15 protein-coding genes are annotated in these 22452 nt (G+C 70.4%); 10 read left to right on the top strand and 5 right to left on the bottom strand.

Going from position 1 to position 22452, the window contains the following annotated elements; genetic code table 11:
- Positions 1 to 60: 60 nt before the first annotated feature.
- Positions 61 to 342 carry a hypothetical protein gene (locus tag OHT51_RS01825; RefSeq protein WP_328877086.1) on the top strand — a complete coding sequence of 94 codons (282 nt, stop codon included), beginning with the start codon at positions 61 to 63 and terminating at the stop codon, positions 340 to 342.
- A gap of 404 nt (positions 343 to 746) precedes the next feature.
- Here the strand turns inward: OHT51_RS01825 and OHT51_RS01820 are convergent, their stop codons facing one another.
- Positions 747 to 1487, bottom strand: coding sequence for a hypothetical protein (locus OHT51_RS01820; protein WP_328877085.1), 741 nt, complete (start codon positions 1485 to 1487; stop codon positions 747 to 749).
- 139 nt (positions 1488 to 1626) lie between these two features.
- On the opposite strand from OHT51_RS01820, the gene OHT51_RS01815 reads away from it, so the two are divergent.
- The 6 genes from OHT51_RS01815 (at position 1627) to OHT51_RS01790 (ending at position 9169) form a co-directional block, all read left to right on the top strand.
- Positions 1627 to 1980, top strand: a complete 354-nt coding sequence (locus OHT51_RS01815; protein WP_328877084.1) for an STAS domain-containing protein — start codon at positions 1627 to 1629, stop codon at positions 1978 to 1980.
- A 364-nt stretch (positions 1981 to 2344) separates the two neighbouring features.
- Positions 2345 to 3880: an alanine/glycine:cation symporter family protein gene (locus tag OHT51_RS01810; RefSeq protein WP_328877083.1), complete on the top strand. Its 1536-nt coding sequence runs from the start codon at positions 2345 to 2347 to the stop codon at positions 3878 to 3880.
- A 258-nt stretch (positions 3881 to 4138) separates the two neighbouring features.
- Positions 4139 to 5437, top strand: coding sequence for a Na+/H+ antiporter NhaA (nhaA, locus tag OHT51_RS01805; protein WP_328877082.1), 1299 nt, complete (start codon positions 4139 to 4141; stop codon positions 5435 to 5437).
- Between the two features lie 18 nt (positions 5438 to 5455).
- A complete protein-coding gene (locus OHT51_RS01800; RefSeq protein ID WP_328877081.1) occupies positions 5456 to 5716 on the top strand; it encodes a hypothetical protein in 261 nt (86 codons plus the stop codon).
- Positions 5717 to 5888: 172 nt separating this feature from the next.
- The gene (locus OHT51_RS01795; protein ID WP_328877080.1) at positions 5889 to 7130 is read left to right on the top strand and encodes a cation:proton antiporter; all 1242 of its coding nucleotides are present in this window, start codon (positions 5889 to 5891) and stop codon (positions 7128 to 7130) included.
- Between the two features lie 71 nt (positions 7131 to 7201).
- Positions 7202 to 9169 (top strand): potassium channel family protein, encoded by a 1968-nt coding sequence (locus tag OHT51_RS01790; protein WP_443052381.1) that lies wholly within the window; start codon positions 7202 to 7204, stop codon positions 9167 to 9169.
- 243 nt (positions 9170 to 9412) lie between these two features.
- On the opposite strand, the gene OHT51_RS01785 is transcribed toward OHT51_RS01790, so the two are convergent.
- The 3 genes from OHT51_RS01785 to OHT51_RS01775 all read right to left on the bottom strand — a co-directional run bounded on the left by OHT51_RS01785 (position 9413) and on the right by OHT51_RS01775 (position 16963).
- Entirely contained in the window at positions 9413 to 14317 is a 4905-nt protein-coding gene (locus OHT51_RS01785; protein WP_328877079.1) for a DNA repair ATPase, read from the bottom strand.
- A gap of 85 nt (positions 14318 to 14402) precedes the next feature.
- Positions 14403 to 16439: a flotillin family protein gene (locus tag OHT51_RS01780; protein WP_328877078.1), complete on the bottom strand. Its 2037-nt coding sequence runs from the start codon at positions 16437 to 16439 to the stop codon at positions 14403 to 14405.
- A 92-nt stretch (positions 16440 to 16531) separates the two neighbouring features.
- A complete protein-coding gene (locus OHT51_RS01775; RefSeq protein WP_328877077.1) occupies positions 16532 to 16963 on the bottom strand; it encodes a hypothetical protein in 432 nt (143 codons plus the stop codon).
- A 248-nt stretch (positions 16964 to 17211) separates the two neighbouring features.
- Here OHT51_RS01775 and OHT51_RS01770 point away from each other — a divergent pair, with 248 nt between their 5' ends.
- Together OHT51_RS01770 and OHT51_RS01765 are read left to right on the top strand one after the other, a co-directional pair.
- Complete coding sequence (locus OHT51_RS01770) at positions 17212 to 18270, top strand: PucR family transcriptional regulator (RefSeq protein ID WP_328877076.1); 1059 nt, start codon at positions 17212 to 17214, stop codon at positions 18268 to 18270.
- Positions 18271 to 18644: 374 nt separating this feature from the next.
- Positions 18645 to 19397: a class I SAM-dependent methyltransferase gene (locus tag OHT51_RS01765; protein ID WP_328877075.1), complete on the top strand. Its 753-nt coding sequence runs from the start codon at positions 18645 to 18647 to the stop codon at positions 19395 to 19397.
- Between the two features lie 349 nt (positions 19398 to 19746).
- Here OHT51_RS01765 and OHT51_RS01760 read toward each other — a convergent pair whose 3' ends face one another.
- The gene (locus OHT51_RS01760) at positions 19747 to 21036 is read right to left on the bottom strand and encodes a molybdopterin-dependent oxidoreductase (RefSeq protein WP_443052380.1); all 1290 of its coding nucleotides are present in this window, start codon (positions 21034 to 21036) and stop codon (positions 19747 to 19749) included.
- 65 nt (positions 21037 to 21101) lie between these two features.
- On the opposite strand from OHT51_RS01760, the gene OHT51_RS01755 reads away from it, so the two are divergent.
- A complete protein-coding gene (locus OHT51_RS01755) occupies positions 21102 to 22433 on the top strand; it encodes a hypothetical protein (RefSeq protein ID WP_328877073.1) in 1332 nt (443 codons plus the stop codon).
- The last annotated feature ends 19 nt before the right edge of the window (positions 22434 to 22452 follow it).

Here is a 22452-nt window from a genome sequence, read left to right as displayed (position 1 = left end):
AGATCACCCAGCGGGCTGCACGAGGCCGTCGGCGAGACCCTCGACGACCTGGAGGCACCGATGAGCGCTCAGCCCGACCACGCACCCATCACGCCGTACGCCCCGAGCCGGGAGCTCCTGCCGAGCTGCTCGCGCGGCTGCGCGCTGACCGCCGCGCACAGCGGTGGGTGCCGGCCTTCGAACAGGAGTCGCCGGACGTTCTCGCTGGCCGTGCTGTACGAGGTCGTTCAGGTCGGGCAGGCCCGCGTAACGTCCGCGCCGGTGGTCGACGCGCTTTTCGCTTCCGGTCGGGGCGAGTCCGGGTTCGTGGACCTGGAGGAGATCCGGGGCCGCCGCCGGTGACCGGACAACAGCCGTACGCGATCCTGTTGCCGCGCCGCCGGGGGCGACGGTGCTCGCCGCGCTGCCCGAGCACGCTGAGCAGACTCTCTGGGATGTGCTGGATGCCGCGGCCGCGAACCCATGGGGGCTTCCCGCCGTGAGACGCCGGCGACCCGGAAGGCGAGGACTGCGCATCGCCTCCGTTGGCCAGCTGTCCGCTGTTGCTCGGCCCGCTCATCCGTTTCCGCCGTGGGCGCCAAGTCGTCGCGCCGCCCGGCCAGGTGCCCGGGCGATGCGGGAGCGCCTGCCCAGCTGGCTTGACCGTCCGCTCGTAGCGGTGGTCAGTGTCAGCGTCCAGGGGCTGTCGCCCGGGACGAGTCGGGAGCCCGCGGATCGGGACTGCCGGCCCCTCGGGGCTCTTGTGCTTACCAATCGGCAGCTTGATTCACCTCGTGGCGGGCGTGGACCATCACCACGCCCTTCGCGGAAAGGCGGACGAAGGTCGCTCTTCTCGAGCCAACTGCGGCCTGCCCGCACTGTGTGGGGTGCCTGGTGCACTTCAGTGCTTTCTGCGTCTCCCCTACGCTTCGGCTGGCATCGTTCGCAACGTCCGCCTGCAGGTCGTTCACCTTCTTGGAGTCGGTGCCCGCACCCCGTGCGAAGTAGCCGAGGCCGGCGGCACAGCTGCGGGCCGGCCAGCTATAGCGGGCGCCGGTGGCCCGGGCGGGGACCTCGGCGAGGCGTGCGGCGCACTGACGGACATGTGCGGCTCGCAGATCGCCGTACGCGGCGGGATCCTGGGACACCGCGCGCAGCACCTTGACGAGATCGTCGATGCGAGCCGGCATCCGGATGGTCGCGCCGTCACGCCGCGGCACTTCGTCCTCACCATGGGTGTACTCGCCGTTGACGCCGTTGGGAATCTCCTGGGTGTCCTGGGCGTAGTCCACCAGCGCGGCCGCGAGCGGGGCGCGCAGGTCCGGGGCGACGACGGGCTCCCGGCGGTGACACCCGCCCCTTCTGGTCGTACACGACGATGAGGGCGTCACCGGGGCGCGTCGTCTGACCGCAGCCCCGCAGATGCGGACCTCGAGCGGTACGCCGTGCCGGTCGGCCACCGAGCATAGGTAGCGCGGGCACGAGGAGGCGAGCAGCCAAGACGTCATGGTCAGTGCGTGCGCAACTCATGCGCGACCCCCTGCCACCCGACCGCCGGACGCAGGAAAGGCGCCCTGCCGGAGGGCCCAGTACGCTGCGGCCAGGTGTGCCGGGAAGCCTGGTCGGCGATCAATTGGCCCTGCCACCATGGAGTTCTCGATGCACATCTTCCGCTCGCGCCGTCGCGGACAATCTGGCGCCCAGGGCTCGCCCGCTCACCGCGTGGTCCGGCTGCACGGCACTTTGGACGCCCGTAACGCCGAAGCGACAGGACGGCGCCTGGTCCGGCAGGCCGATGCTGGGCCGAAGGTTCTGGAAGTCGATCTCGCTGACGTGAAGTACCTCAGCCCGGACGGATGCGCGGCGCTGTTCATGGCGTTCCGTGCCGCGAGAGTGCACGGCACACGGCTGACCATCACGCATGCGGACGAACGGGCGCGATCCGTCATGCATCAGATCGGCCTCTCCCGTGCTCTGTCGGCCGAGACCAGGGACGACTGATAGTCGGGGCTTGTCGTAACCATCCCGTCGCCCAGAGATATGTGCCCGCTGAACGGACTTCCGTCTCCGTATAACGGTCTGATTTCGCCACCTGGCGCTTTTGCGATGACAAGCGGATACGTGACCTGCATCACTAAAGATCTGGTAAAGGCCGTGGTAGAACGTCGCAACTCCGCAGGCGGCATGACCCTCGCCGCCGAACCGAGCGTCGGTCTGCGAGCCGACTACAGGCCAGGGCCGTGACGTTCCGAGTCCGCGGACATGTCATCCCAGGTCGCCGATCGGACAACGGCGTTCGCTCAAGGACCGCACTTCCTCCGGCGCAGGCTTCTGCGCCGGTCCCCGCACCACCGAGGTAGCCATAGTGTCACTCGACTCCGTCACCACGTCCGTCGACGAAGCAGTCAGCGGATTCTTCGAGCCCATAGCCAAGTGGCTCGGGGAAGTCGTCTTCTACACGGTCCCCGTAGGAGGGACCGAACTACCCCTCATCGTCGCCTGGCTCGTGGTCGCGGGTCTCGTCTTCACCGGCTGGTTCGGGTTCGTCCAGTTCCGCAAGTTCAGACTCGCCGTCGACGTGGTGCGCGGGAAGTACGACGAGAAGGGGTCGCCCGGCGAGGTCAACCACTTCCAGGCCCTCACCGCGGCCGTCTCCGGCACCGTCGGCCTCGGCAACATCGCCGGTGTCGCCGTCGCCGTGTCCATCGGCGGCGCGGGTGCCACGTTCTGGATGATCCTGTGCGGCCTGCTCGGCATGGCCACCAAGTTCGTCGAGGTCACCCTCGGCGTGAAGTACCGCGAGGTGCACGCGGACGGCACCGTCTCCGGCGGCCCGATGCACTACCTGCCCAAGGGCCTCAAGGAGCGCTTCGGCAACGGTGGCGCCAAGTTCGGCAAGGTGCTCGCTGTCCTCGCCTCGATCATGATCCTCTTCTTCGGTCTGTTCGGCGGCAACCTGTTCCAGACCAACCAGAGCTACGCGCAGATCTCCTCGACCTTCGGTGGCGAGGACGGCTTCCTGGCCTCCTCCGCTGGTGCCGTCCTCTTCGGCCTGGTCGTCTCCGCGCTGGTCGGCCTCGTGCTGCTCGGCGGCATCCGCTCCATCGCCTCGGTCACCAGCCGGCTGGTGCCCGCGATGGCCGGCATCTACATCGTGGCCTGCCTGGTCGTCATCCTGGGCAACATCACCGCCGTGCCGGACGCCGTCCAGAACATCCTGCAGCGCGCCTTCGACGCCGACGGCGTCGCGGGCGGTGTGATCGGTGCCCTGATCGTCGGCTTCCAGCGCGCCGCGTTCTCCAACGAGGCCGGTCTCGGCTCCGCCCCGATCGCCCACTCCGCGGTCAAGACCAAGCACCCCGCGAGCGAGGGTCTGGTCGCCCTGCTGGAGCCGTTCATCGACACGGTCGTCATCTGCACCATGACCGCGCTGACCATCGCCATCGCCGACCCGGACAGCTGGGCCGAGGCCCGCGCGGGCGAGAGCATCGGCGGCGTCACCATCACCTCCGACGCCTTCGAGACCGTACTGCCCTGGTTCCCGGCCGTGCTCACCATCGCGGTGCTGCTGTTCGCCTTCTCCACGATCCTGACCTGGGGCTACTACGGCCTCAAGGCCTGGTCGTACCTGTTCGGCAAGAGCAAGACCAGCGAGACCGTCTTCAAGGCCGTCTGGAGCCTGTTCGTGGTCGTGGGCTCCCTGATGTCCCTCGACTCGCTGATCAGCCTCGCCGACTCCGCGCTCTTCCTGCTGTCGGTCTTCAACATCATCGGCCTGTACCTCCTCGCCCCGGTCGTCAAGCGCGAACTCAACTCCTTCCTGGAGTTCGTCCGGGCCCGCAAGGCCGGCGAGATCACCGACGGCGACGAAGACCAGGAGTCGGTGAAGACCACCGTCTGACCGCCCCCGCGGCCCGGCTCCTGAGCGGGCCCGTGCACACCCTGCGCCTTGGTGTGGACGGGCCCGCTCGTCATGCCCCGGCACTGGATTTCCGCAGGTGAAAGGGCACCTAGCAGAACCGAAGGGCACCGGTTAGGGTGTTAAGAACGCGTCAACATGCAGCCCCCATGGGCCTGTGACCGACGCGCGGTGTGCCGGGAAGTCTGGTCGGCGTCAGGGGCTCGTATGCCCGCAAGACGATCCCCGGAGGACTCCTTCATGGCTGACGCGCCGCGCGAACGTTCCCCCTTTCTCGGCCTCCTGCCGCTGCCCGAGCGCACGGCCATCGCCCAGGCCCTGAGGACGGAAACCGTCGGCGGGCTGGTCCTGCTGGGGGCGGCCGTTGTGGCCCTGGTGTGGGCGAACACGCCCTGGGCCGACGCCTACGAGCGAATACGCGATTTCCACTTCGGCATATCGGCGCTCGGCCTGGACCTCTCCATCGGGCATTGGACCGCCGACGGACTCCTCACGCTCTTCTTCCTCGTTGCAGGCATTGAACTCAAGCGCGAACTGGTCGTCGGTGAGCTGCGCACCCCCGCCACCGCCGCCCTACCGGTCATCGCCGCCATCTCGGGCATGATCGTCCCCGCCGCGTTCTACACGGTCACCGCCTCGACGGGGGGCGGCAGTCTGGACGGCTGGGCGGTGCCCATGGCCACCGACATCGCCTTCGCGCTGGCCGTGCTCGCGGTACTCAGCACTCATCTGCCGGCCTCGCTGCGTGCCTTCCTGCTCACCCTCGCCGTTGTCGACGACCTCGGCGGCATCCTCGTCATCGCCGTCTTCTTCACCAGCAACCTGAACTTCGCAGCTCTCGGCGGAGCGTTCGCGGGCCTCGTCGTCTTCTACCTGCTGCAGCGATTCCGCGTCCGCGGATGGTGGTGGTACGCCCCGCTCGGCATCGCTATCTGGGCGCTGATGTACAACGGCGGCGTCCACGCCACGGTCGCCGGCGTGGCGATGGGCCTCATCCTGCGCACCACCCGCGACAAGGACGAGGACCGTTCCCCCGGCGAACGCACCTCCCACCTCCTCCACCCCGTCTCCGCCGGCGTCGCGGTCCCGCTCTTCGCACTCTTCGCCGCCGGCGTCAGCGTCTCGGCCGCGTCACTGAGCGACGTGTTCACCAGGCCCGAACCGCTCGGCGTGGTGCTCGGACTTGTCCTCGGCAAAACGGTCGGGATCTTCGCCGGGACCTACCTGGCCGCGCGCTTCACGCGCGCCCGGCTCAACCCCGAACTGGCCTGGGCCGATGTCTTCGCCCTCTCAGCACTGGCCGGGATCGGCTTCACCGTCGCCCTGCTGATCGGCGAACTCGCCTTCCCCGACCCAGCGGCCGCCGGACCTGTGAAGGCCGCGGTCCTCATCGGCTCCCTGATCGCAGCCGTGATGGCGGCGATGCTGGTCAAGCGTCGCAACGGCGTGTACCGGCGCCTCTACGAGGAGGAGAACCGCGACGACGACCACGACGGCATCCCGGACATCTACCAAGTCGACGCCACCACCGAACGCTGACCCGGAGAGGGGAGTGGCGTGGAACCTTCACTGGCCACAGCGCTGGTCATCACCGCGGTCCTGGTCGTCAAGACCGCCGTGCTGGAGCTGCGAGACCCCGGCAGCGCACGACGGGAGTGGGCTTTCGTCACGGACAAAGTCGCGTTGGCCGGCGGTTCGCTGACAGCTCTTGCGGTGGGCGTCGCGGGCTGGGTGTATGGCGGCTACGGCGTAGTGGCGTGGGCCCTGCTCGCCGGTCTCCTGGTCGCCCAGGTCATGGGTCGACGCTCGCAACGCTGACTCCCGCAGGCCGCCCTCGACTTGCCGGAATCCGGCAAGGATCCCTGTCCCAGAGTGCGCGTCAAGGACCTGTCAGGAACGCGTAAAGCATGCGTAAGCTCCCCACTGGTGTGCCGGGAAGTCTGGTCGGCGGTGTGGATAGAAGTCTCTTCGTCGATCGGGGGTCCAGGTCATGGTGCTCGTTGTGGTGTTCGGTGTGGCGCTGCTCATCGCGGTACTGCTGTCCGGGCTCGCGGCCCGGACCGTGCTCTCGACGTCCTTCCTCTTCCTTGTCGGCGGCGCACTGGTCAGCGACGGATTTCTGGGACTGATCCACATCACCCCGGACAGCGAGATCGTGTCCGTGACGGCGGACCTGGCCCTGTTCGCGGTGCTGTTCACCGACGGCATGCACGTCTCCCTCCCCAAGCTGCGGGAGAACTGGCGCAATCCGGCGCGTGCCCTCGGGCTCGGCATGCCGCTCGCTTTCGTCGGCATGGCTCTGATCACGCACTTCGTGGTCGGCCTGGACTGGACGACCTCGTTCCTGGTCGGTGCCGTCCTCGCGCCGACCGACCCCGTGTTCGCGTCGGCGATCGTCGGGCGCAAGGAAGTCCCGTCGAAGCTGCGCCAGTTGCTGAACGTGGAGAGCGGCATCAACGACGGGCTCGCCCTGCCGGTCGTCCTCATCCTGATCGCGGCGGCCGGGCCGACCTCCGGCGACGCCGAGGCGTCGCTCGGAAAGATCGGCTTGGAGCTGGTCCTCGGACTGGTCTTCGGTGTGGTCCTGCCGTTCGTCGTGAACGAGCTGGTGAGGTTCCGGCTGCTGGGCGCCGAGCCCAAGCTTCAGCCGCTGCTGCCTCTCGCCATCGGCGTGACCCTGTACGCCCTGTGCCACCTCACGCACGCGAACCCCTACCTCGCTGCCTTCTCCGCCGGCGCCGTGCTCACGGCACGCTCGCTCGAGGCGAAGGACGCGTTCGAGCCACTGGGGGAGGCGCTGGCGGAGCTGGCGAAGTTCGCGGCTCTGCTGGTGTTCGGCGCGCTGCTGACGCCGCAGCTGTTCGGCGACCTGTCCTTCGGCGGCTACGTCGCGGTGGTCCTGGCCATCGTGCTGATCCGTCCGGCTTCCCTGTTGCTGTCGCTGCTCGGCACTCGGTTCACCCGCCGGGAGAAGCTGGTGGCGGCCTGGTTCGGGCCGAAGGGCTTCGCCTCCGTGGTGTACGGACTGCTGGTGCTCCAGGCGGGGATCCCGCAAGGGGAGGAGGCGTTCACGCTCATCGCCGTGTGCATCGCCTTCTCGATCGTCGCGCACAGCTCGACCGACGTGCCGATCGCGCGGCTCTTCAACGTCGAGGACATCGCCGGGGTGCCCGAGGGCGACCGGGCGCCGGCGTCGCGTACGGCCGGTCAATCGCAGGAGGTAGGTGCCTGACCCGGTCCCGTTCCCGGCAACCTCGCTCCCGCGCTCCCGCTGCGCGTCCGTTCGACCGGAGGTCTGCGACGATGGCCCTGTTCCCTCAGCCGACGCCCGGTGTTCCTCCGCCGGGACACATGATCGTGTGCGGTGACGATGCGCTCGCCGAACGGCTGGCGGCCGAACTCACGACGGTGTACCGGGAGCGGGTCACCCTCGTCGTCCCGACGTCGAACATTCAGGGCGCCATGAACCCGACGCGTTCATCCGCTCTGCTCGGCCGGATGCAGGCCGCCATGAACCGTACGGCTGACGCACCCGGCGGCAGCGAGGCGGCTCCCCGGAGACTCGAAGCGCCCGTCCTCACGGAGGCGGTACTGGTCGAAGCGGGTGTGCGGGAGGCCGCCGCGCTGGCGCTGGTTCACGACGACGACGCGGCCAACATCCAGGCGGCTCTCGCCGCCCGTCGGCTCAACCCCCGGCTGCGCCTGGTGATCAGGCTCTACAACCGCAAGCTCGGCCAGCACCTGGAAGATCTCCTCGACCAGGCCGCCGTCCTCGCCGCACCCGGCCTGGACCCCGACGCCCTGGACACCTCCACCACCGTGCTGTCGGACGCTGACACGGCGGCGCCGGCGCTGGCGGCCACCGCGGTCGCCGGCACCAGCAAGGTGGTCCAGGCCGACGGGCTGCTGTTACGGGCAGTGGAACGTACCCCGCCTGGTCGCGGCGAGGTGGCCGACCCCGGCCTGTGCACGCTCGCCCTGCTGTCGTCGACCACCACCGACCCCGCGGGATCGGAGGGTTCGGACGCGAGCGGGCAGGAGGGACCGACGTTGCTGCCCGACATGGATGCGGTCGCTGCGGCGACGGGCCGCGGCACGGTGGTTCTCGAAGCCGTCGCCCACACCGGCGCCGCATCCGCGCCGGGCCGTCTGGCAGGGCGGGGCCTACCGCTCGCCTCCCTGTTCTCGCGTCGGCTCCGCTGGTCGCTGGCCGGGCTCGCCGCCAGTGTTCTGGGCCTTGCCGTGGCGAGCTGGCTGGCCACGGACGACCACCCCCTGCATGCCGCATACCTCACCCTGCTGGACCTGTTCGCGATCGGCGACCCGGCGATCGGCGAACCCACCGCCCGCCAGGTGCTGCAACTCCTGTCCGGCCTCGCCGGACTGCTGCTGCTCCCCGTCCTGCTCGCGGCCGTTCTGGAAGGGCTCGGCACCTTCCGTACGGTCTCGGCGCTGCGGCGCCCGCCGCGCGGTCTGTCCGGCCATGTCGTCCTGCTCGGTCTCGGCAAGATCGGCACCCGTGTCCTGGCCCGGCTGCGGGAACTCGACATCCCGGTGGTGTGCGTCGAGGAGGACCCCGAGGCACGCGGTCTGCCTCTCGCCCGCCGCCTCCGTGTCCCCACCGTCCTGGGCGACGTGACCCAGGAAGGTGTCCTGGAATCCGCCAAGGTCCACCGCGCGCATGCCCTGCTCGCCCTCACGAGCAGCGACACCACGAACCTCGAAGCCGCCCTGTACGCGCGCTCCGTCAAGCCGGACCTACGGGTCGCGCTGCGCCTGTACGACGACGACTTCGCCACCGCGGTGTACCGCACGTTGCGCGCGGCCCACCCGCAGGCCCTCACCCGAAGCCGCAGTGTCTCCACGCTCGCCGCGCCCGCCTTCGCAGGCGCCATGATGGGCCGCCAGATCCTGGGTGCGATCCCTGTGGAACGCCGTGTCCTGCTCTTCGCGGCCCTGAACGTCGCCGGGCACCCCCACCTGGAGGGGCGCACCGTCGCCGAGTCGTTCCGGGCAGGCGCCTGGCGCGTCCTCGCCCTGGACACCGCCGCCCCGGACGACCGGCTCCCCGACCTCGCCGCAACCCCGGCGCACGAGGACTGCGGTAGGCCTGCCGGGCTCGTATGGGACATCCACCCGGGCTATGTCCTGCGGCCCCGTGACCGGGTGCTCCTCGCCGCCACCCGGCAGGGCCTGGCCGAGCTCCTAGGCCGACAGCCACGGGGCGGGGCGCACGGCACGGGTCCGGAGCGAACGGGACGGAGGGACTGAGCCGAGCGGCACGCTGTATGGGGCCACTTCGGGGTCGTCAACCAAGAGTCGCGTCGGACCAGTGGCCTGCGGATGAGCGCAAGCTTCTCCTCGAAGTCGGCATTGCGACGACCACTGGTGACGACGAGCGTCGAGGCGCCGGTCAACCACCAGTTCCTGCGCCGATCAGCGGCGTCAAGACCGATCCGTAGGGTCGGGCACGGGGTGATGCCCGTCGTGGCCGTCCTGCCGAAAGCACGCGTGTCAGTGGTCCTCCACTCCCGGTTGCCGCTCCGCCGCACGGCGGGCCTGGGAGTTCGCCAACAAGTGGCGTGGGTCGGCGGCCCGGTTGATCGCTGTCTCGATCGCGGCGATCCGGTCGGCGAGCAGGTCGAGCGCGGCGATCGCGCGGGCCAGGGGAGCGTCCTCGGGACCGCCGAGGGCTTGGGAGCGGACGTGGGCCGCCTTCACTTCTGCCCACCTCGGCGCCTGTTGCGCCGTCAGCATTCCGCGAAGCTCGGCCAGCTTGAGCAAGTTGGCTTCGGCGCCGGTGGTGAGGGTCTGGGCCTCGGCCGTGTAGTGGTCGTCGATCAGCGCGGCGAGTTCGGTGTCGTTCATGACGGGCTGGATGCGCTGGGCGATCTTGTTCATGTTGCGGTAGGAGCCCTGGAGCTGGAAGGGCGGCTCGGTGCGGGTCGTGTCCGACTGGGCCGCCGAGGCGATGTAGGCCGCGTTCACCGCCAGAACCGTCTGCCGGGCGGTGAGCAGATGGCGCAGGACGGCCAGGATCCGCTCCAGCTCGGCGGGGGCGTACGGGTGCGTGAGGCGGTCGGCGCGGGACGACCCGTCACCCTCGGCCAGGCGGATGAGGAGGTCCAGGTCGGTGCTTTCGCGGCCGGCCAGTGGAGCGAGCACCGGGTTCGACGTCAGGGCGTTCTCGATGAAGCTGAGGGCGAAGGCGTCGTCCTTGCCCGTCACGACGTCGCCGAGGTTCCAGACGTCGGCTCGGTTGGCGAGCATGTCGGGCACGCGGAAGCGGCTGCCGGACTCGGTGTAGGGGTTGCCTGCCATGCATACGGCGAACCGCTTGCCGCGCAGGTCATAGGTGCGGGGCTCGCCGTCCCGCACACCTTCGACACGGCGTGTGGCGTCGCACAGCGGGATGAACTTCTGCAGCAGCTCCGGGGAGGTGTGCTGGATGTCGTCCAGGTACAGGAGGGTGTTGTTGCCCGCCTCCAGCGCGAAGTTGATCTTCTCGATCTCGTGGCGGGCGGTGGCGTTCGGCGCCTCTGCCGGGTCGAGCGAGGTGACGGCGTGGCCGAGCGCCGGGCCGTTGACCTTCACCAGGATCAGGCCGAGCCGGTCGGCGACGTACTCCATGAGGGTCGTCTTGCCGTAGCCGGGCGGGGAGATGAGCAGGAGCAGACCGCCGGTGTCGGTGCGCCTGGTGTCGCCCGTGGTGCCGAGTTGCTTGGCGAGGCTGTCGCCGATCAGCGGAAGGTAGACCTCGTCGATGAGCTTGCTCCGCACGAACGCGGACATCACGCGTGGCCGGTACTCGGCCAGGCGGATCCGCGTGCGCTCGGCGGTCACCAGGGCCGTGCGGCGGCGCTGGTAGGCACGGTGGGCAGGGACTTCGTGCAGTCGGAAGCGCTGGGTACGGGCGAGGAGTTCGTCGATGCGGACGGTGAGCGTGCGGCCGGTGATGCGCGGGTGCGCGCCTAGCAGGCCCTCGACGGTCGCGGTCAACGCCGCGTCGGACTCGTACCGGACCAGGTGCGGGCAGAGCTCGGCCGCCACCGCCTCGGCCAGGTCACCGGGCGTGATGTCCAAGCCGGTGGAGGAGGCGTACGAGGAGAGCCATGCCTCGACGAGCTGTTTGCGGGTGGTCAGGTCGTCGAGTGCGGTGAGGTCGTCGTCGTAGGCGGACGTGCCCACGGTGCGGCGGAACTTGTCGAGCATCGTGCGGGTGCCGGCGCTGACGACGAAGCCGTCGGGTCCGGTGGTCAGCTCCTCGAACAGGTAGGCGGCGGCGCTGCTCGCGCACTCGCCTCCGATCGCCTCCGCCAGTTCCGCCCGCAGCTCGGCGATGGCGGGGGCGAGGCCGAACGTGTCTCTTGCCCTGGCCAGCGACACCGCACGTCGCGTCCAGCGTGCGCGGGCCTCGGCCGTCGTCGTGTGTTCCCAGAACAGCTGGGCCGTGGCCCGGGCGCCGGGCTCGTGGCGGAGCAGGCCCGCGTCGTCGTGCAGGCGCAGGAGCGCGGTGAGGATCGCGGTCGCGTCGCGGTCGTGGACGCCGCGTTCGTAGCCCTCGTCGTACGCAGTCTCCGCCACCTGTCGCACGAGGGCGGGCAGGTCGGCCTCCGCGAGGGCCTCGGGGCCGTGTTCGTCCAGCAGGCGGGCGGCGAGGTGTTCGGCGCGGTAGACCTCGGGCGACTCCGACGGCAGGGGGCGGGCCCAGTACGGGCGGGTGGTGGTGAAGTCGGGGTCGGTGACGGGGGAGCGGTAGTCGGTGCCGGTCACCGCGAAGGCCAGTCCGTCGCCGTGGGGGAGGAGGGTGAGATCGAGGGGCTGGGTGTTCACGGCGAATCGGTGGTGGCCCAGGCGAAGGGCGCGGCCGTCGTCGGAGTACAGGTCGGTGCGGTCGCGCAGGGCGCGCAGTGCCTCGTGCCGGGCGGCTTTGAGGCGGCCGTCCAGTTCCTCGGCCCGCACCTGGTCGCCGAGGTCGCGCAGTTCGTCGGCGATGCGGCGGACCTTGACGGGCATCGGATCGGAGGTGAAGTAGGTGGTGACCGCGTCCGCGTCCGTCAGGGCGGCGGCCCGGTGGGCCACGGTGCCGAGGACGCGGGCCGCGGAGTCGGCCAGGCGTTCGGCGTGACGAGCCCGGGTGTCGGCGAGGGTCTGCTTGCGGGCGGAGAACACCTCGTGGACCTCGTCGCGCTTGTCCGCGAGGACGTCGAGGAAGTCGTCGAACTCGGCGAACCGGGATTCGAGGCTCTCCACCTGGACCAGGAGGCGGGCGAGCTGCTCGTCGCACGCGTCGGGGCTGTCGGCCACCGCGAGGGCCCCCGCTACGGCCTGGCCCAGCAGCCCGGTCTCGGCGGTGAACCCGGCCCGGCTCTCCTGGTCGAGGAGAGAGCGACGACGGGTTTCGAGGATGGCACGAGCCCGGTTGACTCCGCCGAGGACCTCGGCGATGCGCTCCAGTACGGACGTGCGGACCGTGGCGTCACCGATGTCGAGCCCGGCGACCACCTCGGTCACCACGCCCATCCCTTGGGCCAGTTCATCGAGGCTGGCCACCATCGGCGCGCTGTCGGCGACGGTCGAGAGGGCCTCGGCGTCCGCGACGAGCCGCTCGACGTCCGCGTGGTGGCCGGCGAAGGCGTCCTCACGCGCCAGGTGGGCGACTGCCCGCTGCCCGAACGCGGCCAGATCGGCCTCCGTGTCGGAGGCGAGTGCGTCGATGCGGGCGGTGTCCGTGTACCGCATCTCCTTGAGCGTCAGCAGGTGCCCCTGCGCATGGCGGAGCTCGGTCAGCCCGGTCACCCAGGCGGCGGCTGCGCGCGGTGCCTCACCGCGCAGCCGCCGTACGACCGCGGCGATCCGCTCGGCGGCTTCGGCGAGCGCGTCGGCGGCCTGCCGGGTCAGAGCCTGGACGGTCTCGAACTCGGCCAGGACCTGTTCCGCCGTGGCGCGCACCTGTGCCAGCGGGGTGTGGAGGTCGCCGAGTTCGGGGTCGGCCAGCCAGTGGTGAGTGTCCGCCACCCGGACGCAGGCGGCCACCAGCGCCTCGTACACCTCGCTGGTCGGTGTCGTCTCGGCGACGGCACCGGTGATGGACAGGCAGCCGGCGATGCCCCGCACGAGGTCGGCGTTGCCGACGCGGGCCAGCGGGCCGGTGCCGACCGGCTGGGCGGCGGCGTGGGTGTCGGAGACGTACGGGGAGTTCCACAGCTGCGCGGGATGGACCCGCTGTGCCTCGTCACCGTCAGCACGCAGGACCACGAGCGCGCCGTCGTCGAGGAGCGCCCAGCCATGGCAGGACAGCGGGGCGGCCATCTCCTTGCGGATCGTGTTGTACGGCAGGAGCAGGCTGCGGCCCTCAGCGCGCGCGTGGAACGCGTACAGCACGTCCTCGCCGTTCGGTGAGCGGATCTCCCGCTCGAACTCCAACTCTGCCGTGTCGAGGTCGTACGTCTTGTGGCTACCGGTGGCCAGGCAGTAGCCGCCGGGAAAGACGATGCCCTGGTCGTCCGGCAGGCGGCGGCAGGCCCGGCCGATGTCGTCGAGGCGGACGACGGTCCTGGTGAGGGTGTTGAACACCAGGTGACGGTCGGTGTCCTCCTTGTAGGGGCGCACGCGCAGCAGGATCAGGGCACCCACGCGCGCGTGGGCGATGTCCGCGTCCGCCAGGGACTGCAGCGGCTCGTCGACCGGCTCGGTGTGGACGCCCTCCCCCGTCTCGGTGTCGTCGTCGGTCTTGACGGTGAGGGTGCCGCCGACAGTGGAGACGAACACCTCGCCACCGACGGAGACGTGGGGATGACGGCCGAGGACGTGGTCGTCGCGGGTGGTCGCCGTCCAGTCGACGTCGTGGGAGGGCGGCAGGATGTGGTCGCGGTCGCCGCGTGCGTCCAGGAACGTGGCCCGGCCGTCGGCGGACAGGGTCCAGCGCAGGACGCGGATGTCGTCCGTCTTCTCACCGGTCTGGAAGACGGCGAGCACCTTGCCGTCGAGGCGGCGGAATCGGAGGAGACGGGCCTGGCGGTAGTAGCGGTGCAGGGCCGCGAACTCCCGCACGAAGGCGGCGTCGCCGAGCAGACCGGGCACGGCGTCGTCGGGCAGCCGCCGAAGGGTGCGGTCGTGCAGAGCGAGGACATCGCCGACGCTGGTGTCCGCCTGGCGGCCCGGGACGGCGTTGTAGCCGAAGAGCAGTACGTCTCCCACGGCGACGATGTCCCGAGGCACTACGGCGTGCTCGGTACGCAGTCGCTCGGTACCGGCGAGTTCCAGCCGCATCGAGCCGAACTCCTCGCCGCGGCGGGCGTTGAGCGCCTCGGTACGGTGGGCGAGCTCGGCGGCCTGCGTGGTGAGGCGGTCGCGCAGTACCTCGTACGCACCGGTGTCCAGTGGCTCGTGCGTGCCGGTGTCCAGGCCGGTCGTCATGGGTTCCCTTTCAGGACGTCGGAAGAACACGGTCCGGAGCCGCCGTCCCCTGCGCGGCGGCTCCGGACCGGGGGAGGGAAGCGGGTCAGGCGTGGACGGCCTTGCCGTTGAGGGCGGTGAGCGGCTTGTCCGCCAGACCCAACTCGCCTGCCTCGTCGAGCAGTTGCTGGAGCCGCCCCGAATCGGCTCCGCCGGCCCTCATCAGCTTCATCAGCAACGTCGATACGGTCAGGTTCTGCACGTCGGCAGTGGAGACCGAGCCGAGGATGCGGCTCAGGTCGTCGGTGAAGCTGGAGGTGCCGTCCAGCCAGGGCCCGGCCAGCGCCTGCGCCGTCTCGGAGTGCTGGATGAAGCCGTCGACGCCCTTACCGAGCGCGATCGAGGACACCAGCCGGTCGAAGAAGACCGACTCGCCGCCGACGATGTTGATGTCGGCGTTCTCCAGCCCGGTGGCGATCACCGTGGCCTGTGCCTCGGCGACCTGGCGCTGTACGTCGAGCCCGGCGAGGCGGATTTCCTTGTCCGCCTGGATGCGCAGCCGGTACTCCTCGTGGCCGCGCGAGGCGTCGTCAAGGGCGGCCATCGCGGCGGCCTTCTGGGTCAGACCCTCCGCCTCGGCCTTGAGCTTCTCGCCGATGGCCGCGGCCTCCGCCAGTGCCTGGGCCTGCGCGCCCTCCGCTTCGGCCCGCAGCCGGGCCTCGGTGGCGACGGCCTCCGCACGGCCGACCTTCTCGATGACATCGGCTTCCTTGTCGCGGACCTGGACGGCGGCGAGCCCTTCGGCGGCGGCCTCGGCCTGGACGCCCTCGGCGAGGCGGAGCTTGGCGCGGGCATCGAGGTCGGCCGTCTTCAACCGGGCCTCGGCCAGGGTGAGTTCCTCGGACGCGTGGTGCGTTGCCACCTGCTCGGCTGCCTCGGCGGCCTTGATGTTCTTGACCAGCTTCTCCTGCGCCTCCGCCTCGGCGGCGATGATCACGGCCTGCCGCTGCCGTTCCGCCTCCTCCACGGCTCGCAGCTTCTTGATGGACTCCTCCTGCTCGGCGACCGTACGGTCCACCGCGACCCGCTCCCGGATGACCTCGGCGATCTCCCGCTTCTCCGCCTCGACTTCCTTCTCGGCGGCGATCCGGGTCAGCTGCGTCTCCCGCTCCCGGGCGATGACTTCGAGAAGGCGGTCCTTCTCGATGCGCTCGTTCTCGACGGCGATGACCCGCTCGCGGTTCTTCGCGGCGACGGCGACCTCACGTGCCTGGTTCTCGCGCTGGACGCCGAGCTTCTCCTCGGTGGCCAGGAACGCGCCCTGGGCCCGCAGCCGCTCCTCCTCCACGACCCGCGCCGTCTCGGCCTCTTCCCGGGCCCGTACGGTCGCGATCTCCCGCTTCTGCTTGGTCTCCGCGTCGACCTGCCGGCGCTCCAGCTCCAGGATGGCTTCACGGGCGTCGACGTTCTGCCGGGTGATCTCCTTCTCCTCGGTGCGCTGGGCCTCGTTGGTGCGCACGTGCTCGACGGCCGTGAGCTCGGTGATCTTGCGGATGCCCTGGGCGTCGAGGACGTTGGCCGGGTCGAGCTGGGTCAGCGGCGTCTGCTCCAGGTAGTCGATCGCCGCGTCCTCCAGGTGGTAACCGTTCAGGTCGACGCCGATGACCTCGATGATCCGGTACCGCAGCTCGTCGCGCTTGGTGTACAGGTCGGTGAAGTCCAACTGCTTGCCGACGGTCTTCAGCGCCTCGGAGAACTTCGCGTGGAACAGCTCTTGCAACGTGTCCCGGTCACTCGCCCGCGCGGTCCCGACCGCCTGGGCGACCTTGATGACGTCCTCGACCGTCTTGTTGACCTTCACGAAGAACGTGATCCGGATGTCGGCACGTATGTTGTCCCGGCAGATCAGCCCGTCCTTGCCGGTCCGCGTGATCTCGATGGCCTTCACCGAGATGTCCATCACCTCGGCCTTGTGCAGCACGGGCAGCACGACCTGCCCTGTGAAGGTCACATCGACCTTGCGGAGCTTGGAGACGATCAGCGCCTTGCCCTGCTCCACCTTGCGGAACAGCTGGGAGACGACGAGGACGGCGAGTGCGGTGACGGCGATGAGCACGCCGACGCCCAGAGTGATGGCATTCATGGCATACGTCCTTGAGGCATAAGGAAGGTGATGCGTGAGGAAGGTGGCGCTTGAGGAAGGAGGGCGGGCCCGCGACCCGATGGAGCCGTGTGTCAGGCTGCGCGGTCCAAGTCGTCCCAGTGGTCACGGTCCCGTGTCCGGCCCAGGCCGGGCAGACCGGGTTCATCGGGGAAGAGACGGTGCAGGGGCCGTACCAACAGGCGAGTCATCCGCCACGCGGCGAGCAGCGCCAAGACCGGCACGACCATGCGCAGCAGTCCGGTGGCGGGTCCTGGCGACGTGAACGCGACCAGGACGAGAGTCCCGCCGACACTCAGGGACCAGGCGAGAACTGTCAGCGAGGAGACGGCGATAGTCACCGGTACGCCGCCCATGCCCCACGGACGAAGGTCAAGGTCCGCGTCGAAGCTGTGAGCGGTGGTGAAGCCTGCGGCAACCAGGAACCAGAAGCACACCATCACGACGAGGGCGGCGGTCAGCAGGATCGTGGGCAGGCCGGTGGCCACCGCCAGAAACGTCCGCATCAGATGGTCCCCCTCTCCGCCCGCAGTGCTGGTCCGCTGTGCTCGGTGGCGCATCGCGCGCTCCGGGCTCCGGTGCCGGACACCTGCCGGTGTCCGGCACCGGAATCCCCCGTAGTGCTCCCCGCAGGTCATGGTGCACGGCAGGCGCGCGCCAGCGCATTGCCGGTTTCCGGCAGCGTTCACTAGGGTCTGCATGCCGGTGAACCGCTAAGAAACCGTCATCGGCGCGTTAAGAACCCGGGGGCGACATGACGGAACGGGACCTTCCCGAGCACTATGTGGAGGGCTGTGCCCAGATTCTGGCCGAGGTCTCGGCCACGGGGCGGCGCCTCACTCGGGAGGAAGTCACCTCCCGCCAGGAGTTCGGTGAGCTGGCCGCGGACGCCGGCCACGGACTGCGCGCCCTCGTCAGCGCCCATCTGACCGCCGCCCGCGCGGCATGGCCGACCGCTCCCGGCACGGCCGACAGCGCCTTGGCCGCCCTGCACCAGGTCATCGACGCCTTCTCCGAGGGCTACGAACGCGCCCAACGCCACGCCGTGCGCCAAGAGGAGGCCGCCCGCCGGGAGTTCATCGACGACCTCCTCTACGGACGCAGCGACCTGGGCCGCCTCGCCGAACGCGCCGAACGCTTCGGCCTGCGCCTCTCACACGCCCACGCCGTGGCCGTCGCCCAGGGCCCCACCGCCTACGACGAAGGCGACAAGGTTCCCCAACGGGTGGAACGCGCCCTCATCTCCCGCTTCGGCGACCGCAGCATCCTGCTCACCACCAAGGACGGCCGCATGCTGTGCATCGCACCCGGCCACCAGGACGAGGTCCTCGCATACTTCGCCAAGCAGGCCCACGCAGCCACGGAAGGCGGCCAGGTCGCCATCGGCCGTGCGCAGCCCGGCCCGGGCGGAGTCGTCCACTCGTACGAAGAGGCGCTCAACGCCTTGGAACTGGCCGAACGTCTGGAGCTGGAAGACCCGGTCCTGCGCGCCGCCGACCTGCTCGTGTACCCCGTCCTGACCCGCGACCGGCAAGCCATGGCCGACCTCGTGCTGAACAGCCTCGGCCCGCTCACCGCGGCTCGTGGTGGCGCCGGGCCTCTCCTGGGAACCCTCACCGCCTACTTCGATTCGGGCTGCGTGGCCGCCGAGGCCGCCCGCCGTCTCTCGCTCAGCGTGCGGGCCCTGACCTACCGGCTGGAGCGCATCCACAAGCTCACCGGAGCCAACCCCGCCGATCCGGCGCACCGTTACATACTTCAGACCGCGGTGATCGGTGCCCGGCTGCTGGACTGGCCGGACAAGGAACTCTGACACCGGCCACGCATGCCTGTGACAGGCGACAGAAGGTGTACGAGAACTCGGCAGCAGCGGGGACCAGGCGGCGGTCGACCGCGTTTACCCGGCCGCACGGCCACCTGGGCGCGGGGGCGTGCAAATTCGCGCCTCAGAATGGAACGGCCACGCGGGCCGGGGCGTGAACCCGGAACCGAACCGCCGCTCCAGCCTCGTACCGGGCGTGCTTCCGGGCCGCCTCCATCGGTTCCCGGCGCTCCGCCGTCCGCGTTTCACGAGCAGCACAGACCGATTTGCCCGGCTTCCCTTCGTAGGGTGAGAGCCGTGACCACCGATCCGGATCACGGGAAGTTCGCGGCCCGGCCGGCCCGGTACCGGGCTGCGAGGCGCCGATGACCACGACGCCCGCTGCCTGGGCCGCCGCCGATCCCTACGCCACCGCCCTTCGCGCGGGCCGTGGCCCGCTGTTCCTGCGTCGCAGCGACGGCTGGCTGCTGCCCCTCGACATTGAACGCTGGTGCGCGCACGCCGACCCGGTCGATCTGGACGTTCTGGACCGGTGCGAGGGCGCAGTGCTGGACGTCGGCTGCGGCCCCGGGCGCCTGGTCGCGGAACTCGCCGCCCGTGGCCGGCCCGTCCTCGGCATCGACGTCAGCGAGGCCGCCGTCCACAGCGCCGTGCGGCTGGGGGGCGAGGCACTGCGGCGCTCCGTCTTCGACCCCCTGCCCGGCGAGGGTCGCTGGGACACCGTCCTGCTCATGGACGGCAGCATCGGCATCGGCGGCGATCCGCGCGCCCTGCTGGACCGGGTGGCCGGGCTCCTCTCCCCGGGCGGCCTGTTGATCGCCGAGACGGCAGCAGTGGACATCGACGAGCGCGTCGAGGTCCAGGTCGTCGATGTCGTCGACAGTCCCACCTCCGGTGGTGCGTTCCCCTGGGCGCGGCTCGGCACGCCGGCCCTGCTGCGGCACGCCCGCCGCAGACGGTGGAGTGCCGTCGGTCACTGGACGGCCGGCGGCCGCTGCTTCGTCGCCCTGCGCAGCCGCAGCGCCAGCAGCAGCGCCGAGCCGGCGAAGAGCACGGCGGTGATCAGCAGCCATCGAGCGAGGAAGCCTTCCGAGGACAGTCCGGTGCCCAGCTGGTAGCGCCGCTCCACCTTCCCGCTGATCAGCGGGAACCACACGAGCAGGAGCAGGCCGGACAGCGCTGCCGGGACACGGACGTACATCGCCCTCCCCCACTGCCCTGAAGGCGTGGGCGGTGCCCCCACCCGGTGGCCTGCCGCGTCGAGCCCTCGTACGACGGAGCGGTCCGCCACCGCGTACAGCGGCAGCAGGACGAGGTCGTGCAGCAGTGCCGCCCCGACGAACCACGCGGCCACCGCGAACCAGTCGTCGGCGAGGAGGCGAACGCCCGCGTAGCCGGCGAGGGCGAACGAGGCGGCGAGCAGCAGAATTTGGAAGGGGCTGCCGACAGGGATCCGCGGTGGGCGCATCAGAGTTCTCCGAACGTCATGCGGGCCACCCACTTGGTGTTCAGCACGCCGGGCGCCGCGGGCACGATGACCCGCGCCGGGAAGCCGTGGTCGGGGGACAGGTCCTCGCCGTTGACGTACAGGGCGAGCAGGGAGCGCGGGTCGGCGACCTGGTTGGCCCGCAGGGCGGCACGCCGGAAGGCTCCGCGCCGCTGCAGGGACTCGACGAGGACGTCCGGTGGATCGTCGTCATACCCGACGAGCGCGGCGAGGTCGCTCAGCCGCACTCCGCGCCACCACTGGTCGGAGGTCGACCAGCCCTCGACGCAGGCGATGGGCAACGCCGCGCTGTGCAGGGGAAGCCGGGCCAGCTGGGCACGGCTCAGGCGGACGGTGCCGGTGCGTCCGGTCACGACGAGGCGCCAGGCGCCGTCGGCCGTCTCCGACGCGTCGATCCCGGCGTACCGGGCTGTCTTGTTGATCTGGAAGCCGTTCGGGCCGCTGCCGGGTTCGGCTCCGCCGCGCGGGGCCAGCAGGGCGGTGTGCCGCAGCAGCCCGTCGAAGCTCTGCCCGACGGTCGTCGCGAACAGCAGCAGCGAGCCGCCCCCGACGAACCACAGGGCACCCCGCCGGGAGACGGTCGGCGGATCCGGACGCGGGGACACCAGATCGGATGGGACCGGATGGGACGGCCCCTCCTCTCCGAGCTGGCGCAGATTCCGCAGAGCTGCAGGAATCTTCAGGACGGCGTGGGCGACGAACGCGGCGATGAAGACCCACGCCCCGTAGAAGTGCAGGGTGTAGAAGGACCCCGGAAAGATGTAGTCCAGCTGGATGTTGAGCACGCCTGTCACGAACTCGAACAGCGCGCCGCCGACCAGGAGCAGCAGGGAGATCCGCTCGAGGGCGTGCGCGAGTGAGCGGGCCGGCGGCAGCGCGAACAGCCTCGGGATCACTGACCACAGCTTGGCCAGCAGCACGGGGATCAGCGTGATGCCGAAGGTGACATGGACGCCCTGGTTGAGCCGGTACAGCCAGTGTGGGTCGGTGGGCCAGGGGAAGAGGTAAAAGCCCAGGATCCCCTTGTCCGGGGTCTGGTCGTTGACCCGTGCCAGGTTCGGGTTGTAGGCGGCGTAGGACACCAGACCGGTCACGAACAGCACCGTGATCCCGCCGAGCAGCACCACGCCGAGCACGGACGTCAGCGACGGACCGCGCAGGGGACTGCGCCAGAAGCCCGGCGAGGAAGGAGACCGTGTCATGGCTCGACCGTAGGTCCGATACACCCCCAAAGCGGGCCCGCGACCCATGCCGAAACGCTGACATGCGGCCCGGACGGCCGTATCTTCCGTGCCGCGCGGCCTAGCGTACGGAGGTGACCCGCCCCCTCCTCCGTGATCTGTACGCCGCCCTGGCCGCCGCTCTCCTCGTTACGGCGGCCGTCCTGGTCGGACGGCACATCCAGCACTCCCGCCACACTCTGTTCGTCAAGTGGCCACCGGTGCTTGCCACTTGGGACCCACACGTCGGTCCCGGCACCCCGGCGGCCCTGGTCGTGGCGGCAGCCGGTGTCGTCTACGGCCCCGTCCTCGCCGCCCGGCTGCCCTGGAAGGCCCTGCTCGCGACGGCCTGGGCGACGGCGACAGCCTGGATCGCCTCCCTTGCCCTGATCGACGGCTGGCAGCGTGGCATCGCGGGCCGCCTCACCGCCCGCCACGAATACCTCCAGGTCATCGACCGCTTCGACGACATCCCGGCCACCCTTCGGGACTTCACCCGCCACATCCTCGTGGAATCACCGGACAACTGGCCCGCCCATGTCGCCGGGCACCCTCCGGCGGCGCCGCTCACCTTCGTCCTCCTCGACCGGGTGGGCCTGCGGGGCGGAGGGTGGGCCGGGGTGTGGTGCATCGCCGTCGGCGCGACGGCATGTGTGGCCGTGCTGGTCGCGGTACGGGCGCTGGCCGGTGAGAGCCTCGCGCGACGAGCGGCACCCTTCCTGGTCCTGGCCCCGGCCGCGGTGTGGATGGGAGCCTCTGCCGACGCGTACTTCGCGGCGGTCGCGGCGTGGGCCGTGGCGCTGCTGGCGCTCGCGATCAGGGGACGGTCATCGTGGTGGGCAGCAGCAGCTGGACTGTTGTTCGGGCTCACCTGCTACCTCTCGTACGGCCTCACACTCGTCGCGCTGATCGGCGCAGCGGTATTGCTGCTGGGCCGACGGGGTGTCCGGGAACGGCCCGTGCTGCTCGCGGCGCTGGTCGCCGGTCTGGCCGTGGTGCCCATGGCCTTCACCCTCGCCGGATTCGACTGGTGGGAGGCGTACCACCTCCTGGTCAGGCGCTACTACCAGGGTGTGGGCGGCATCCGCCCCTACGGCTACTGGGTGTGGGCGAACCTCGCCTGCGCGGTCCTGATCACGGGCCTGGCGACGGCAGCAGGGCTGCGACGGACGGGTGCCGTGCTGGTTCGGCGGCGCACCGAACCTCCCGGCCATGTCGCTCTCGCCGTTCTCGTGTCCGCGGCCCTGTTGGCCCTCCTGGTGGCCGACCTGTCCGGCATGAGCAAGGCCGAGACCGAACGCATCTGGCTCCCGTTCGCGGTGTGGCTGCTGCCGGCCTGCGCGTTCCTCACGCGCCCCCGCGCCTGGCTCACCGCCCAGGCGGTGCTCGCCCTCCTCCTCAACCATCTGCTGCTCACCGGATGGTGACGCCGGGCGGGAGCGAGGA

It is taken from the genome of Streptomyces sp. NBC_00299, assembly GCF_036173045.1.
GTDB lineage: Bacteria > Actinomycetota > Actinomycetes > Streptomycetales > Streptomycetaceae > Streptomyces > Streptomyces machairae.
This window is presented reverse-complemented; position numbering and strand designations above follow the sequence as displayed.

Excerpts from the sequence above, each read along its gene's own strand:
- OHT51_RS01770 (WP_328877076.1), top strand. The coding sequence starts at position 17,212 with ATGACGGAACGGGACCTTCCCGAGCACTATGTGGAGGGCTGTGCCCAG.
- OHT51_RS01785 (WP_328877079.1), bottom strand. The coding sequence starts at position 14,317 with ATGACGACCGGCCTGGACACCGGCACGCACGAGCCACTGGACACCGGT.
- OHT51_RS01815 (WP_328877084.1), top strand. The coding sequence starts at position 1,627 with ATGGAGTTCTCGATGCACATCTTCCGCTCGCGCCGTCGCGGACAATCT.
- OHT51_RS01760 (WP_443052380.1), bottom strand. The coding sequence starts at position 21,036 with ATGGGTCGCGGGCCCGCTTTGGGGGTGTATCGGACCTACGGTCGAGCC.
- OHT51_RS01775 (WP_328877077.1), bottom strand. The coding sequence starts at position 16,963 with ATGCGGACGTTTCTGGCGGTGGCCACCGGCCTGCCCACGATCCTGCTG.
- OHT51_RS01825 (WP_328877086.1), top strand. The coding sequence starts at position 61 with ATGAGCGCTCAGCCCGACCACGCACCCATCACGCCGTACGCCCCGAGC.
- nhaA (WP_328877082.1), top strand. The coding sequence starts at position 4,139 with ATGGCTGACGCGCCGCGCGAACGTTCCCCCTTTCTCGGCCTCCTGCCG.
- OHT51_RS01795 (WP_328877080.1), top strand. The coding sequence starts at position 5,889 with ATGGTGCTCGTTGTGGTGTTCGGTGTGGCGCTGCTCATCGCGGTACTG.
- OHT51_RS01765 (WP_328877075.1), top strand. The coding sequence starts at position 18,645 with ATGACCACGACGCCCGCTGCCTGGGCCGCCGCCGATCCCTACGCCACC.
- OHT51_RS01790 (WP_443052381.1), top strand. The coding sequence starts at position 7,202 with ATGGCCCTGTTCCCTCAGCCGACGCCCGGTGTTCCTCCGCCGGGACAC.
- OHT51_RS01780 (WP_328877078.1), bottom strand. The coding sequence starts at position 16,439 with ATGAATGCCATCACTCTGGGCGTCGGCGTGCTCATCGCCGTCACCGCA.
- OHT51_RS01820 (WP_328877085.1), bottom strand. The coding sequence starts at position 1,487 with ATGACGTCTTGGCTGCTCGCCTCCTCGTGCCCGCGCTACCTATGCTCG.